The sequence below is a fragment of the Alphaproteobacteria bacterium genome (assembly GCA_041396705.1).
In the GTDB taxonomy this organism is placed as follows: Bacteria; Pseudomonadota; Alphaproteobacteria; order CALKHQ01; family CALKHQ01; genus CALKHQ01.
The window spans coordinates 36,723-51,664 of record JAWKYB010000019.1; the positions used below are offsets into that span (position 1 = coordinate 36,723).

Genomic DNA, 14,942 nt, shown 5'->3' on the forward strand with positions numbered 1-14,942 from the left:
GCGCTGGCCAGCGCCCGCCCGATCCGTTCGCCGCGCTACTTGACGATGACGTCTTCCAGCGTCGAGGTGGCCTCGTCGATGACGAAGTCGGCGGCGTCTTCCGCCGACAGCTGGCCGGATTCGACGCCCTGGATGCCGGCGTAGATGATCCGGTTCAGCCCGCCGAACTGCGGGTTGTTCGGCAGGAACTTGGTGATCGGCAACAGCTCGGCGGCGCGTGCCAGGGTCCAGGCTTCCTGATAGCGCGGGTCGTCGGACTGGTCGGTACGGATGCCGATATGCGTCGTCGTGATCGCGTGGTCGGTGTTCAGCTCCAGCGACGAGGCATGGCCCAGCAGCCTGACGGCGAGGTCGGGCTCGGCCACGTCGGCGGCGATGGCATAGATTACGGGGTGGGTCAGGCTCGACGCCGAACCGCCGGCCGTCGCTGCGGGTGCTGCAATCCAACCCCAGTCGGCGAAGAACGCGGCCTCGTCGGAAGGCAGGCCGTAGGTCGGAAACGCCGTGCTGCCCAGGTCCCAGATGCCGTACATCCAGAAGGCGGCGTTGCTGTTGGCGTAGAACTCGGCGCGGATCGAATCCCACTCCATCGAGGTGTTGTTGGGGGCGAGCACGCCCATCTCCACCCCGCGCTGGAACCAGTCATAGGCGGCGACCAGCTTGTCGCGCTCCAGCATCAGGTTGCCGCTGTCCGGGTCGACGAAGGTGCTGCCATAGGTCTGGAACACCATCAGATAGTCGGGGCCGATCGACGGCCGGTGCAGGATGCCGTACTCGGCGTCGGTGTTGTCGACCACGGTCTTGGCGATCTCGAGCACCTCGTCCATGGTCAGTTCGCCGGCCAGGGTGCGATCCGGCATCGACTCGATGAAGGCCTCGTCATAGCCGGCCTGGCGCAGCAGTGCCTTGTTGTAGAAGAACATGCGCGCTTCGGCGTCCTGCGGGATCGCATAGCGGCCGCCCTGGCACATGGTCGATTCCCACAGCGACGGCACGATCGCGCCGTACAGCTCGGGATGTGCGTCGATATAGGAGTCGAGCTGCAGCAGGAAGCCGTCCTGCTGGAAGGCGCAGGTCCATTCGTGCGCCTGCACGAACATGTCGGGGCCTTCGCCGATGCCGAACACGCGCAGCAGTTGCAGGGCGTCGTCGTCGAACCCGCCGGCCGGCGTTTCCTTGACCACCACCGCCACCCGCTTGTCGGAGCCCTCGGCCTCCAGCGCGGCGTTGAGCAGGTCGGCGGCCTTGACCACGTTGCCGGGACGCAGCGGGCCCGAAGTGTCCTGCCGCGACCACAGCTCGTAGGTGATCGTCTCCTGGGCCTGGGCGGCAGCGCCGAGCGCCGTCGCGGCCGCGAGTATGAACATCGATGATCTGAACATGGCTATCCTCCCCTACAAGCGCCGGGCGACCCGGCCCGGCAACGCACCGTCTCGGCTGCGGCGAACCTAACGCCGGATTGTTACAGCCGCGCGTCAGCAGCAGGCACCGGCCATGACGATGTCGCACTGTTCCCAGTGTCGATGGGCGGGAAGGGTAAACCGGTGCCGGGTCTGTGACCAGATGTATGAATCTTTTGTGACAGCCGTGCCTGCCTACAGGCCCGCGAGGCCGCGCAGCGCGTCCGCCACCCCCGGCGCGGCGGCGAGCACGGGATTGCCCCTGGTCAGCCCGTCGCCGGCCAGGAAGTCGTTGTGCCAGCCGCCGGCGCATTCGATCAGCACCAGCGCGGCCAGGCAGTCCCAGCTGTTGATGTGCGCCTCGTAATAGCCGATCAGCCGCCCGGCGGCGACGTAGCTGAGCATCAGCGCGCCGGAGCCGTTGCGCTGGAACATGCCGCCGCCTTCGAGCAAGCGGGTCATGAAGCCGATCGTCTCCGCCGGCCGGATCCGCATCGAATGGCCGACGCCGACGCTGCCACCGCCGAGCCCGATCGCGCCGCTGGGCCCGATCGGGCTGCCGTTGAGCGTGGCAGGGCCGCCGGCGCGGGCCGAGAAGGTCTCGCCCGCATTCGGGTCCTCGACCACGCCGATCACCGCGCGCCCGGCATGGACCGCCGCCACCGACACGCACCAGACCGGAATGCCGGCGACGAAGCAGGAGGTGCCGTCGATCGGATCCACGACCCACAGCCAGTCGTTGCGGGCCTCGCTGCGGCCCCCTTCCTCGCCGAGGATCCCGTCGTCGGGAAACGCCTCGGCAATGCGGCGGCGGATCAGGGCCTCGGTCTGCCGGTCGGCGTCGGAGACGTCGTCGTGGGCGCCCTTCGAACCGATGTCGAGGCCGGCCCGGTCGCGGAAACGGCCGAGGGCATAGATCCCGGCCTCGCGCGCGACCGCCTCGGCCAGGGCGTGGCGCGACTCGAGGTCCTGGGCTGGCGGTTGGGTCATCGCGTTTCCCGTTGCGGCTGATCACGTGGCGAAGATAGGCGATCGCCCGCCCGCCGCGAAAGCCCGCCATGACACGCGCACCGAACGAAAAAGGCCGGCCCGAAGGCCAGCCTTTTCACGTTCGCGCCGGGGGAGGGATCGGCGCGAGAAAACCGAGGTCCGGAAGAGTCAGGCGGCGGCCTTGGCCAGCGCCTTCACCTCGTCCATCACCTCGCCGATGCGCTTGCTGATCACGCCGAACGCGTCCTGGTTGGCCTTCAGCACCATCTCGTTCAGCTCGGACACGTTGCTCAGCGTCGACTCGTAGCCGCGCTTGGCAATCTCTGCCTGCTTCGCGGTCTGCGCGGCGAACGAACCCTCGGCCATCACCTCACGCACCGCGGCCATCGACTGCTCGACGCCCTGGCGCACCAGCTCGGTCTGGCGCTGCGCGACGGCCTGGAAACCCTCGGTCGCCAGCTTGCCGGCGGTGCTCAGCGCCTCGAAATTCTTGCGCTGGGCCTCGAGCACGGCCGCCGTGTCGACACCCGGAAGCTTGAACTGCGAAAACATCTTGGCGAAGTCGAAATCGCCGTGACCGTTGGTCTTGCCAGCCATGGTGGGGTCCTCTCTTCCAAACGATTCTTGCCGCTGCCGCCCAATTGTGCAGCGCACAAGCGTCTATGTAGGACCACCGCCGCCGCGATGCAAGAAAAATTTGTGCGCTGCAGCAAACAGCGAAAAAATGGCTCTATGCTGCGCCTTCCACGCCGGCAGCCATGCCGGGCCGACCCTGTTCACTTCGCGAGCGCAGCACGGGCGCCACGCTGGCCAGCCGGCGCAGGTTGCGGTCCAGCGCAGCCATGGTCGGCCCGCTGTCCGCGCTGTCGTCGCCGAGCCAGACCCGCAGGGTGGCGAGCCAGGCACAGGCGAGCGCCCGCTCCGCCACGGCGCCGGCCAGGCCGTCGGCCCGCAGGCCGGCGCCGCGCAGCGCCCAGCGCATGCCGCGCAGCAGGGCCGGCGTCTGCGCCAAGCCGGCCACGGGCTGGCTGCGCATCTCGCGCACCAGCATGAGCACCGCGGCCTTGTGCCGGCCCAATGCGTCAAACCGCCGCATCAGGATGTCGAACAGCCTGTCGTGCGCCGTCTCGGTGCTGTCCGGGGTCGCGATCCCGTCCAGCATGGCCAGGTCGACCCGCCGGGACCAGGCCGCGAGAATGCCGGCCTTGCCGCCGGTCGCGCGATAGACGGTGGCGAGGTCGACGCCGGCCCGGGCGGCGATGTCGTGCAGTTCGGTGTGCCGCCAGCCGCGCTCGGACGCCAGCGCCAGCGCGGCGTCGATGATGCGATCGGTCGGTTCGGTCTTGCGTGGCATGGCCCGGGCTCCTTGCTGCGATCGGCGCATCGATCGGCGGCATTCTTTGCTGCGCCGCCGGCACGACAGTTGTTATATAGGCCACGAGACCACAGGGTCTTGGCAATGATGTGGCGTGGTGCGCAACGGCCGGAACGACGGCGTGGACACGGGTTCGAACAGGTTCGATGACGCAGGCGACGGCGATGCCGTGGCGCCCTGGCGCGCGTCCGTGACGGCTGCCGGGATAGCCGTTGCGTCGCGAGCGATGCTGACCTCGCACGGCCGACGCCTGAGCCGCGAAGAGGAACGGCGGTTGGCCGACCGCATCCAGGCCGGCGACCCGGCGGCCGCGGAGACCCTGATCACCAGCCACCTGCGCTTCGTCGCCGTGCTGGCGCGGCGCTATGCCCGCTTCGACCTTCCCGTCGCCGACCTGATGCAGGAAGGCGCCGTCGCGCTGACCCAGGCGGTCCAGCGCTTCAACCCCGACCGGGGCGTCCGTCTGGCGACCTATGCCCGGGCGTGGATCCGCTCCGCGATGCAGGACTATGCCGTACGCACGTGGTCGATGGTGCGCGTCGGCGCCGGGGCGCGCCAGCGACGGCTGTTCCTCGCCCTGCGCCGGATGGCGTCGGACCTGGTTGAAGGCGCGGACGCGCTTGGCGAACGGCTGAACCGCGAGACCATCGCGCAGATGGCACGCCAGTTCGAGGTGCCGGCGCGCGAGGTGATCTCGATCGCGCGGCGCCTGGCCTGGCCGGACAGCTCGCTCGACCGGCCCGTCGCGCGCGACGGCAACGGCGAGGGCAATGGCGACGCTGGCGAGGAAACGCTGGCGGACCGCCTGCCCGACGTGCGCCCGACCCCGGAGGACGCCGCCATCGAAGCCAGCGACGCGCGCGCGCGGCGCGGCGCGCTGGGCGAGGCGCTGGCCGCGTTGACCCCGCGCGAACGCCTGATCGTCACCCGTCGCCATCTGGCCGATGCCGCCGCCAGCTTCGCGGCCATCGGGCGCGAGCTCGGCCTGTCGAAGGAGCGCGTGCGCACGCTCGAGAAGGCCGCGCTGAAAAAGCTCCGCGCCAAGCTGGCACCGTTGGTGGGTCAGGCGTCCGGCGCCTGACCGCGCCCGCCCCGCGCTCCGCGCCCGTCCTGGCCCCTGCCCGTTCGATCGCTGGCGTCCCGCTGGCGCCGACATTCGCAAAGCCCGCCCAACGCGGCGCCCGGCGCGCGAGTCCCGGCCGACACGGCGTGGCGACGAACTTGTGCCCGGGCCGCGGATTCCCTTGACCCGGCAACGCGATAGCCGCTCTTTCTGATATCGGATTGGAAACAGATTCGCCATGATTCGCGACATGACAGGGCATGCCTGCGGCGAGCGCAACGGAGCGGGCGGATGCTGAGCGGACACCGGGTCGCCGACCGGGCGGTGCTGGACCGCATCCGCGACCATCCGTTCACCCGGCTGAACCGGCTGTTGGCCGACGTGCCGGCGGCGGCGGGCCACGAGCCGTCGATCCTGTCGATCGGCGAGCCGCGCCGCACGCCGCCCCGGTTCATCGCCGATGCCATGGCCGCCCACTTCGACGACTGGAGCCGCTATCCGCTGCCGGCAGGCATCCCGGAGCTGCGGCACGCCTGCGCCGACTGGATGACGACGCGCTATCGCCTGCCGGCCGGCATGATCGACCCCGACCGCCACGTGATGGCGGTGCCGGGTACCCGCGAGCCGCTGTACCTGGCCATCCAGCTGATCGCCGACCGTGCGCTGGTGCCGAGCGGCCCGCCGCTGGCGCTGATGCCCGATCCGGCCTACCACGCCTATCGGGCCGCGACGATCATGGCAGGCGCCGAGCCGGTGCACGTTCCCGCGCGGCCGGAGCACGGCTTCATGCCCGACTACGCCGCGCTCTCGCCGGATATCCTGGACCGCGCCGCCGTCGCCTATCTGTGCTCGCCCTGCAACCCGCAGGGCGCCGCGGCCGATCTCGACCGCTGGATCGCGCTGGTCGAGCTGGCGCAGCGGCACAACTTCGTGCTGCTGGCGGACGAGGTCTATTCCGAACTCTATGCCGCCGACGGCAGGCCGCCGGCCGGCGTGGCCGAGGCCTGCGCGGTCGTGAACCCCGACATGCGCAACGTCCTGATCTTCCAGTCGCTGTCGAAGCGCTCCAACGCCGCCGGCATGCGCTCGGGCTTCGTTGCCGGCGACGCCGACCTGGTCGGGCCCTTCACCTTCCTGCGCAACTACGCCGGCACGCCGGTGCCGATTCCGCTGCAGCACGCCGCGGTGGCGCTGTGGCGCGACGAGGCGCATGTGGACGACAACCGCCGGTTCTACGACGCCAATTTCGCGCTGGCGCGCGCGGTGTTCGGCAACGCCGCCGGGCCGCGGCCCGACGGCGGCTTCTTCCTGTGGCTGGACGTCGGCGACGGCGAGGCCTTTGCCGCCCGTGCCTGGCGCGAGGCTGCGGTGAAGGTCCTGCCCGGCGGCTACATGGCCTTCGGCGACGACCCGGACGGCAGCATCGCCCGGCGCTATGCGCGGCTGGCGCTGGTCGACCCGCCGCAGAAGCTGGAGCCGGCATTGCAGCGGCTGGCCCGGCTGATGGACCGGACATGAGCGCGGCAAGGATGACGGAAGAGGATCAGCCATGGCCGTAACGGCAACCGACGCCCGGTCGCGCACGGCGCGCAGGCGACCGGGACGCGGCACCAGCGAACGTGCGCCCTTCCTGCCGCCGGCCGCGGCGGCCTTCGTCCGCCGCCGCATGGCGGAGATCGGCGGACTGCTGCTGGTCGGGCTCGGAGTCGCGCTCGCGCTCGCGTTGCTCAGCTACGACGCCGCCGACCCGTCGTGGAACACCGCCTCGACCGCCGCGCCGAGCAACCTGTTGAGCACGCCCGGCGCCTACATCGCCGATTTCCTGCTGCAGACCATCGGGATCGCCGCGGCGATCCCGGTGCTGGTGCTGACCGCATGGGGCTGGCGGCTGATCGCGCAGCTCGGCCTCGCGCCGCTGTGGCTGCGGCTGACGGCGCTGCCGATCTGCATGCTGCTGACCGCCGTCACCTTCTCGGCCATCGCCGCCGGCGAGGCCTGGACGCTGCGCGCCGGCCTGGGCGGCGCGGTCGGCCGGGTGCTGCTCGACGATCTCACCGGCATCGGCTCCGGCCTGATCCGCAACCTCGACCCGATCGCGGTGGCCTGGATCGCCGCGATCGGGGCGGCGCTGACTTTCCTGCCGGCGGTCGCACTGCGCCGCAGCGACTGGGCCATGATCGCACGCGGCAGCGCCAGGGGCGTCGGCGCCGGCGCGCGGTGGATCGGCCAGATGATCGGCCGCGGCCACAACGGCGTGCGCCGCCACATCGAACCGGCCATCGGCCGCGGCGAGCCCAAGCTGGCCGCCGACCCCGCCGACAGGCCGGAGCCGGCGGCCCAGCGCCGAACCGCGCCGCGGGTGCAGCCGGCGACCGGCGGGCTGACCTCGGACAATCTGGTGATGCCCGCCGCCGAGGCGCCGCGCCCGGCCGGCCGTGTGGCCAAGCCGACCCAGCAGAAGCTCGACCTTGGCGACCCGCAGTCGTTCGTGCTGCCGGACATCGCGCTGCTGAACGAACCCAAGGTGGCGCGGGCCCGCCGGGTCGACGAGGCCGGCCTGACCAACAACGCCCACCTGCTGGAATCGGTGCTGCGCGACTTCGGCGTCAACGGCGAGATCGTCAAGGTGCGGCCGGGCCCGGTCGTCACGCTGTACGAGCTGGAGCCGGCGCCCGGCACCAAGACCGCCCGCGTGGTCGGGCTTGCCGACGACATCGCCCGGTCGATGAGCGCCGTTTCCGTCCGAGTCGCCGTGGTGCCCGGCCAGTCGACCATCGGCATCGAGCTGCCCAACCGCGACCGCGAGCTGGTCGCGCTGCGCGACCTGCTGAGCTCGGAGGACTACGACAAGGGCAACGTCAAGCTGCCGCTGGTGCTGGGCAAGGACATCGGCGGCACGCCGATCATCGCCGACCTGGCCAAGATGCCCCACCTGCTGGTCGCCGGCACCACCGGGTCCGGCAAGTCGGTTGCGATCAACGCGATGATCCTGTCGCTGCTCTATCGCCTGCCGCCCGACCAGGTCCGGTTCATCATGATCGACCCGAAGATGCTGGAGCTGTCGGTCTACGACGGCATCCCGCACCTGCTGGCACCGGTGGTCACCGACCCGCGCAAGGCGGTGGTGGCGCTGAAGTGGACGGTGCGCGAGATGGAGGAGCGCTATCGTGCCATGTCGCGGCTCGGCGTGCGCAACATCTCGTCCTACAACGGCGCGCTGGCCGACGCGCGCGCCAAGGGCAAGCCGCTGATCCGCACGGTGCAGACCGGCTTCGATCCGGAGACCGGCCAGCCGGTCTACGAGGACCAGGAACTGGATCTGACGCCGCTGCCCTATATCGTGGTGATCGCCGACGAGATCGCCGACCTGATGCTGGTGGCGGGCAAGGACATCGAGGCCGCGATCCAGCGGCTGGCGCAGATGGCGCGCGCCGCCGGCATCCACCTGATCATGGCGACGCAGCGGCCGTCGGTCGACGTGATCACCGGCGTGATCAAGGCCAACCTGCCGACCCGCATCAGCTTCCAGGTCACCTCGAAGATCGACAGCCGCACCATCCTGGGCGAGCAGGGCGCAGAGCAACTGCTCGGCCAGGGCGACATGCTGTACATGGCCGGCGGCGGCCGGGTGACCCGCGTGCACGGGCCCTTCGTCACCGACCAGGAGGTGGAGCGGGTGTGCGCCGCACTGAAAGCCCAGGGCGACCCGCGCTACGAGCACGGCATCACCGAGGACGAGGACATCGCCGCCGGCATCCCCGGCTTCGACATGACCGAGGGCGGGGACGGCGGCGGCAGCGAGGACGATGGCCTGTATCACCAGGCGATCGAGATGATGCGTCGCGAGGGCCGGGTCTCGACCAGCCTGGTCCAGCGCCACCTGCAGATCGGCTACAACCGCGCCGCACGCCTGGTCGAGCGGATGCAGAAGGAAGGCCTGGTCAGCGCACCCGACCGCACCGGCAAGCGCGAGATCCTGGAATAGGCCGGACGACGGCGAGCGTCAGCGCCGCTGCAGGCACGCGGGCAGCGGCAGCGGGTCGGTAAGGCTGCCGGCCAGCCCGCCGTAGGGCTGGTAGCCTTCCCACGCCATCATCACCCGCTCGCCATCGCGCTCCACCACCTTCGCGGCATAGGCGCCGTTGCGTCCGGCCGGCAGTACCAGTTGCGGGTCGCGGAACGGCCCGGCCGGCGATTCCGCGAACGCGGCATAGGTGCCGGACTGGCCGGCAAAGGGGTGCTGGGGGGCGATCCAGTTGCCGCGCGCGCAGAACAGCAGGGCCCAGCGGTCGCCGAGTTCGACCAGCTGCGGCACCTCCATCAGGAAGAAGCCGAGGTCGCGCGCCACCGGCGGCAGCACCGTCCAGCAGACCAGGTCTGGCGAGGTTGCCAGCGCGATGCAGCCGGGATAGCCGCCGGCGGCGTCGCGCACCTGCGCCGTGATGTAGGCGAGATAGCCTTCGCCGCTCGGATTCTTCGCCAGGAACGGGTCGCGCCAGGCCAGTTCGTTGTCGTGGTCCGGGTTCTGGCCGCGATACAGCGTCAGGTCGGCCTGCAGGGCCAGGCCGTCGCCGACGCGCGTCCAGGCGTCGAGGTCGTCGGAAAGCGCGAGGCCGACGCGCTGGATGTGGCCGTTTTCCGCGGTGCTGGTGCCGGTGTAGGCCATCGCCCAGCCGTTGCCGTGCGCGATGACGCTGCCGGTCCAGATCGCCTGGTTGTCCCACGCGCCGCGCGGCCCGCGACCGAAGGCGAGACCGCGGTAGGTCCAGTGGCGCAGGTCGGTGGACACGGCATGGCCGACCTGTGCGCCGGCGTGGCGCAATTCCGGGTCGTGCGGCGTGCGCGGAGCCTGCAGGTAGAACAGGTGGGTCTCGGACCCCCGCTGCGCGGTCCAGAAATCCCACAGATAGTGATCGTCGGGTCGATACATCCGCGCGCGGCTCCCTGTCGCTGGCCGGACCTCGCCTGGTCCTGCGGCCGATTGCGGTTCGTGCGATCCTGGCCGATTTTGCACCGCAGCGTAAAGCGCTTTAGGGAGTCTTTTCGTATCGCTCGACGCAGATTTGTAACAATAGCATTTTGCATTGTGGAATTGGGGTTGGCGGCCGGGCGCGCCGGTCCGGGCGGTGCGCCGAACTAGCCCGCGACGATGCGCCCGCCGGTCACCACCCGTCCGTAGACACCCATGTCGAGGTGGCCGAAGCCGCGTTTCAGCGCCAGCGGGATGTTGAGGTCGCGCTCGGCGGTGTCGGGATTGACGTTGGTGGCGGCGCAGCGCTCGGTCCGCTCCTCCAGCAGCAGGCGCGCCGCGCCGATCGCGACCGTGCTGCCCAGCGAGGCGAGCTCGCACCACGCCGGCGCCACGTCGATATGGATGTTGGCGCGGAACCGCCGCGCGTCGATCGGCGTGCCGGTGACCCGCTCCAGGTCGCGCACGCTGGCCAGGTTGAGGATGTGTACCGCCTGCTGCGGCGTGTCGGTGAAGGCGCCGGCCACCGCGCCCGGCGCCGCGTCATCGCAGGCGTCGTACAGCCGGGCCGGGCCCTGCAGCTCGCGCGCCATGTAGGCGGAAAAGAACTGCTCGATGGTCGCGCGACCGGCCGGCGCCGTGATGTCGCCGCGGGCGACCGGCCTGCCCGCCCGGCTGATCGTCAGCACCGACGTCGCCGCATCGAACGCCGCGGCGAGTGTCGCCAGCCTCGGGTGGCGGGTGAGGCTGAGGAAACGGGGCGCACCCCCGGCATCCGCCCCGCCGCGCGCGATGCCGAAGCGGCGGTCGCCCGGCAGCGCATGGTCCGGCTCCAGCGTCGCCTCGGCGAGCGCGTTGCCGGCCAGTCCCTTGACCGGATAGCGGAAGATGGCAACGGCTTGGATCTGCATGGGCCGGACTATCGAGAGGCGCTTTGCCGCTGTCAAACCGCTTGTGTGGCCATGCCGACACACCCATATCGGAGAAGGACCCGCCGGCGCACAGCGCGGCGGCTTACACGTGCTTCGAAGAAGGCGTGCATAGGGAGATCGATCGATGAATGTCGAGAAATACTCGGAGCGGTCGCGCGGCTTCGTGCAGGCGGCCCAGACCATCGCGATGCGCGAGGGTCACCAGCGTTTCACCCCCGAACATCTCGCCAAGGCCCTGCTAGACGACAAGGAGGGGCTGGCCGCCAATCTGATCGGCCGCGCCGGCGGTGACGCCGCGGCGGCGAAGGCCGGGATCGAGGCGGCGCTGGCCAAGCTGCCGAAGGTCGAGGGCAGCGGCGCCGGCCAGCTCTATCTGGCGCCCGAGACCGCGCGCCTGTTCGAGAGTGCCGAGCAGATCGCCGAGAAGGCCGGCGACAGTTTCGTCACCGTCGAGCGCATGCTGATGGCGCTGGTGATGGCGAAGGGCACGCCTACCGCCGACGCCTTCGCCAAGGCCGGCGTCACCGCCCAGGCGCTGAACGGCGCCATCAACGACCTGCGCAAGGGCCGCACCGCCGACAGCGCCTCGGCCGAGAGCGGCTATGACGCGCTGAAGAAATATGCCCGCGACCTGACCGCCAGCGCGCGCGAGGGCAAGATCGACCCGATCATCGGCCGCGACGAAGAGATCCGCCGCACCATGCAGGTGCTGTCGCGCCGTACCAAGAACAATCCCGTGCTGATCGGCGAGCCCGGCGTCGGCAAGACCGCAGCGGTCGAGGGCCTGGCGCTGAGGATCGTCAACGGCGACGTGCCGGAGAGCCTGGCCAACAAGCGGCTGCTGGCGCTCGACCTCGGCTCGATGGTCGCCGGCGCCAAGTATCGCGGCGAGTTCGAGGAGCGGTTGAAGGCCGTGCTGCAGGAAGTCTCCGCCGCCGAGGGCGAGATCGTGCTGTTCATCGACGAGCTGCACACCCTGGTCGGCGCCGGCGCGGCCGAGGGCGCGATGGACGCCTCCAACATGCTGAAGCCGGCGCTGGCCCGCGGCGAGCTGCACTGCGTCGGCGCCACCACGCTGGACGAGTATCGCAAGCACATCGAGAAGGATGCCGCGCTGGCCCGACGGTTCCAGCCGGTATTCATCGCCGAGCCGACGGTGGCCGACACCGTTTCCATCCTGCGCGGCATCAAGGAGAAATACGAACTGCACCACGGCGTGCGCATCGCCGATTCGGCGATCGTCGCCGCGGCTACCCTTTCCCACCGCTACATCACCGACCGCTTCCTGCCCGACAAGGCGATCGACCTGGTCGACGAGGCCAGCGCCCGCCTGCGCATGGAGGTGGATCAAAGCCCGAGGAGGTCGACGAGCTCGACCGCCGCATCGTCCAGCTGAAGATCGAGCGCGAGGCGCTGAAGAAGGAGCTGGACCCCGGCAGCAAGGACCGGCTGAAAAAGCTGGAGGCGGAGCTGAACGGGCTGGAGGAGCAGTCGGCCGCGCTGACCGCCCGCTGGCAGGCGGAGAAGGACAAGCTGCATGGTGCCCAGGCGCTGAAGGAGCAGCTGGACCATGCCCGCATCGAGCTGGAGCAGGCGCAGCGCGCCGGCCGCTACGACCGCGCCGGCGAGCTCGCCTATGGCGTCATCCCCGACCTGGAGAAGAAGCTGGCGGTGGCGGAGACCGACACCGACGAGCAGATGCTGAACGAGCAGGTCACCGACATCGAGATCGCCGAGATCGTCTCGCGCTGGACCGGCATCCCGGTCGACAAGATGATGGAGGGCGAGCGCGAGAAGCTGTTGAACATGGAAGAGGCGCTGAAGGCGCGCGTGATCGGCCAGGACCCGGCGGTCAAGGCCGTCTCCGATGCGGTGCGCCGCGCCCGCGCCGGCCTGCAGGACCCGAACCGGCCGATCGGCTCGTTCCTGTTCCTCGGTCCGACCGGCGTCGGCAAGACCGAGCTGACCAAGGCGCTGGCCGGCTTCCTGTTCGACGACGACCAGGCGATGGTCCGTATCGACATGTCGGAGTTCATGGAGAAGCACTCGGTCGCCCGCCTGATCGGCGCCCCGCCGGGCTATGTCGGCTACGACGAGGGCGGCGCGCTGACCGAGGCGGTGCGGCGACGGCCCTATCAGGTGGTGCTGTTCGACGAGGTCGAGAAGGCGCACCCGGACGTGTTCAACGTGCTGCTGCAGGTGCTGGACGACGGCCGGCTGACCGACGGACAGGGCCGCACGGTCGACTTCCGCAACGTGCTGATCGTGATGACCTCCAACCTGGGCAGCGAGTTCCTCGCCGCGCTGGACGACGACGCCAACGTCGAAGAGGCGCGCGACGCCGTGATGGGCATGGTGCGCAGCCACTTCCGGCCGGAGTTCCTCAACCGGCTCGACGAGATCCTGCTGTTCAGCCGGCTGAGCCGGGCCAACATGGGCGGCATCGTCGCCATCCAGCTCAAGCGGCTGCAGAAGATGCTGGACGACCGCCGCATCACCCTGGACGTGACCGAGCAGGCCCGCGCCTGGCTCGCCAATGCCGGCTACGACCCGGTGTACGGCGCGCGGCCGCTGAAGCGCACCATCCAGACCGCGCTGCAGAACAGCCTGGCCGACGCCATCCTGCGCGGCACGGTCAAGGACGGCGATACGGTGGCGGTGAATGTCGGCGAAGGCGGCTTGACGCTGGCCGTCGAGGATCGAGCAGGCGGCGTAGGTCGCGGCCTCGAGCGACCGCCGGGAACGCGCATCGCGCGCTCGGCCCTGCACGACCTCCCTCTCCCGTAGGCACCGTGCGGGAGAGGGAGAAATCGCAATGCCGGCGCCTCGCGGCAGGCGCATGCAGCCGACGCGCGCGACCCTGGGTGTGCCCTCCTGACCCGCCTCCGTTAGGGTGTCGGCCGAATCCCGCACCCTCTTCGGATCGACGGCACAGCATGAATGACCGAGCCACGACGGCGGCGTTGCGGCGGACCAGGAGGCTGGCGGCGTCGGCGCTGGCGGTTCTTGCCGCCCTGGCCGGGCCGGCGCGCGCCGACGCCGAAGCGGACGCCGCGGCCGCATCCGCATTCTTCCCCGCGACCGCCGAGGATGTGCTGGTCACGATCGCGGCGGTCGGCGACGTGCTGCTGCACGACCGGGTGCAGCGGCAGGGCAACGGCGACCCCGACGGCTATCGCTCGCTGTGGGCACCGATGGAGCCTTGGATCGGCGCCGCCGACGTCGCCTTCTTCAATCTGGAAGGCACCATGGCGGAAGGCATCGCCGCCAACGGCGTGTATGTCGCCGATGCCGCATTCGGGCCTGACCAGTGGGTCTATGGCGGCTATCCCCTGTTCAACTATCCGCCGATCGTCGGATCGGCCCTGGCGGCGGCAGGCTTCGACGTCGCCGCCACGGCCAACAACCATGCGATGGACCGGCGCACCGTCGGCGTGCAGGCGACGCATGCCCTGTTGAGCGCGCTCGGCATCCAACCGAGCGGCACCCGGGCCCAGGCCGGCAATCCGATCGACTGGGTGGCCTTTACCGACGTGCGCGGCGTGCGCATCGGCTGGCTGGCCTGCGCCCACCACACCAACGGCCTGGCCGACCCCGATTCGCTGGTGCTGCTGTGCGACGATCCGCAGACCCCGCAGCTGATCCGCATCCTGCTGGCGGCGGGCTTCGCCGACGGCGTGATCGTCACCCCGCACTGGGGCGAGGAGTTCGAGACCGCGCCGAACTGGCACCAGCGCCAGCTCGCCGCCCGCTTCGCCGAGGCCGGCGCAATGGCGGTGATCGGCACCCATCCGCATGTGCTGCAGCGGTGGGAGCGCATCGACAACGCCGACGGCCGCACCACCTTCGTCGCCTATTCGCTAGGCAACTTCATCAGCAACCAGCAGGCCTATCCTCGCGCCTATACGATCATGCTGTTCCTCGGCCTGGGCCGCGGCGCCGACGGCCGGCTTGCGGTCAACGCCGTGCGCTATCTGCCGGCCTATGTCGACGCCTCGCGCATCGACGGCCGCGACCGCGTTGTGCGCCCGGCCCTGCCGGACGGCGACTGGGCGTCGAAGGCAGCCTTCTGCCTGGCGGTCCGCCTGTTCGGACCGACCTGGCTGCATCCGCCGGTCGAGGCGATCGTCCTGACCGACAGCAACGCGCCGACCCAGGCTGCCGCCGCTGCGGCGCCCGCCGACGCCTGCCGCTGAGGGCCGGCGCCGGCGGC

At 70.4% G+C, this 14,942-nt stretch carries 10 protein-coding genes and 1 pseudogene; 5 read left to right on the plus strand and 6 right to left on the minus strand.

Annotated features, from left to right (window positions below):
* Nucleotides 1-35: 35 nt before the first annotated feature.
* The 4 genes from R3F55_22520 to R3F55_22535 all read right to left on the minus strand — a co-directional run bounded on the left by R3F55_22520 (nt 36) and on the right by R3F55_22535 (nt 3,744).
* Nucleotides 36-1,382, minus strand: a complete 1,347-nt coding sequence (locus tag R3F55_22520) for an extracellular solute-binding protein (GenBank protein MEZ5670152.1) — start codon at nt 1,380-1,382, stop codon at nt 36-38.
* 213 nt (nt 1,383-1,595) lie between these two features.
* On the minus strand, nt 1,596-2,390 hold the full coding sequence (locus tag R3F55_22525) for an inositol monophosphatase (protein ID MEZ5670153.1): 795 nt from the start codon (nt 2,388-2,390) through the stop codon (nt 1,596-1,598).
* A gap of 168 nt (nt 2,391-2,558) precedes the next feature.
* The gene (locus tag R3F55_22530) at nt 2,559-2,987 is read right to left on the minus strand and encodes a phasin family protein (GenBank protein ID MEZ5670154.1); all 429 of its coding nucleotides are present in this window, start codon (nt 2,985-2,987) and stop codon (nt 2,559-2,561) included.
* A gap of 133 nt (nt 2,988-3,120) precedes the next feature.
* Entirely contained in the window at nt 3,121-3,744 is a 624-nt protein-coding gene (locus tag R3F55_22535; protein MEZ5670155.1) for a helix-turn-helix domain-containing protein, read from the minus strand.
* A 295-nt stretch (nt 3,745-4,039) separates the two neighbouring features.
* On the opposite strand from R3F55_22535, the gene R3F55_22540 reads away from it, so the two are divergent.
* The 3 genes from R3F55_22540 (at nt 4,040) to R3F55_22550 (ending at nt 8,813) form a co-directional block, all read left to right on the plus strand.
* The gene (locus R3F55_22540) at nt 4,040-4,846 is read left to right on the plus strand and encodes a sigma-70 family RNA polymerase sigma factor (protein ID MEZ5670156.1); all 807 of its coding nucleotides are present in this window, start codon (nt 4,040-4,042) and stop codon (nt 4,844-4,846) included.
* A 273-nt stretch (nt 4,847-5,119) separates the two neighbouring features.
* Nucleotides 5,120-6,346 (plus strand): aminotransferase class I/II-fold pyridoxal phosphate-dependent enzyme, encoded by a 1,227-nt coding sequence (locus R3F55_22545; protein ID MEZ5670157.1) that lies wholly within the window; start codon nt 5,120-5,122, stop codon nt 6,344-6,346.
* A gap of 31 nt (nt 6,347-6,377) precedes the next feature.
* Nucleotides 6,378-8,813, plus strand: coding sequence for a DNA translocase FtsK 4TM domain-containing protein (locus R3F55_22550; protein ID MEZ5670158.1), 2,436 nt, complete (start codon nt 6,378-6,380; stop codon nt 8,811-8,813).
* An 18-nt stretch (nt 8,814-8,831) separates the two neighbouring features.
* Here the strand turns inward: R3F55_22550 and R3F55_22555 are convergent, their stop codons facing one another.
* Together R3F55_22555 and R3F55_22560 are read right to left on the minus strand one after the other, a co-directional pair.
* On the minus strand, nt 8,832-9,758 hold the full coding sequence (locus R3F55_22555) for a hypothetical protein (GenBank protein MEZ5670159.1): 927 nt from the start codon (nt 9,756-9,758) through the stop codon (nt 8,832-8,834).
* Nucleotides 9,759-9,964: 206 nt separating this feature from the next.
* Complete coding sequence (locus tag R3F55_22560) at nt 9,965-10,708, minus strand: MOSC domain-containing protein (GenBank protein ID MEZ5670160.1); 744 nt, start codon at nt 10,706-10,708, stop codon at nt 9,965-9,967.
* Between the two features lie 145 nt (nt 10,709-10,853).
* Between R3F55_22560 and clpB the strand changes: the two are divergent.
* Both clpB and R3F55_22570 read left to right on the plus strand, forming a co-directional pair.
* Nucleotides 10,854-13,516: pseudogene (clpB, locus tag R3F55_22565) on the plus strand (ATP-dependent chaperone ClpB).
* A gap of 149 nt (nt 13,517-13,665) precedes the next feature.
* Nucleotides 13,666-14,925: a CapA family protein gene (locus R3F55_22570; GenBank protein ID MEZ5670161.1), complete on the plus strand. Its 1,260-nt coding sequence runs from the start codon at nt 13,666-13,668 to the stop codon at nt 14,923-14,925.
* The last annotated feature ends 17 nt before the right edge of the window (nt 14,926-14,942 follow it).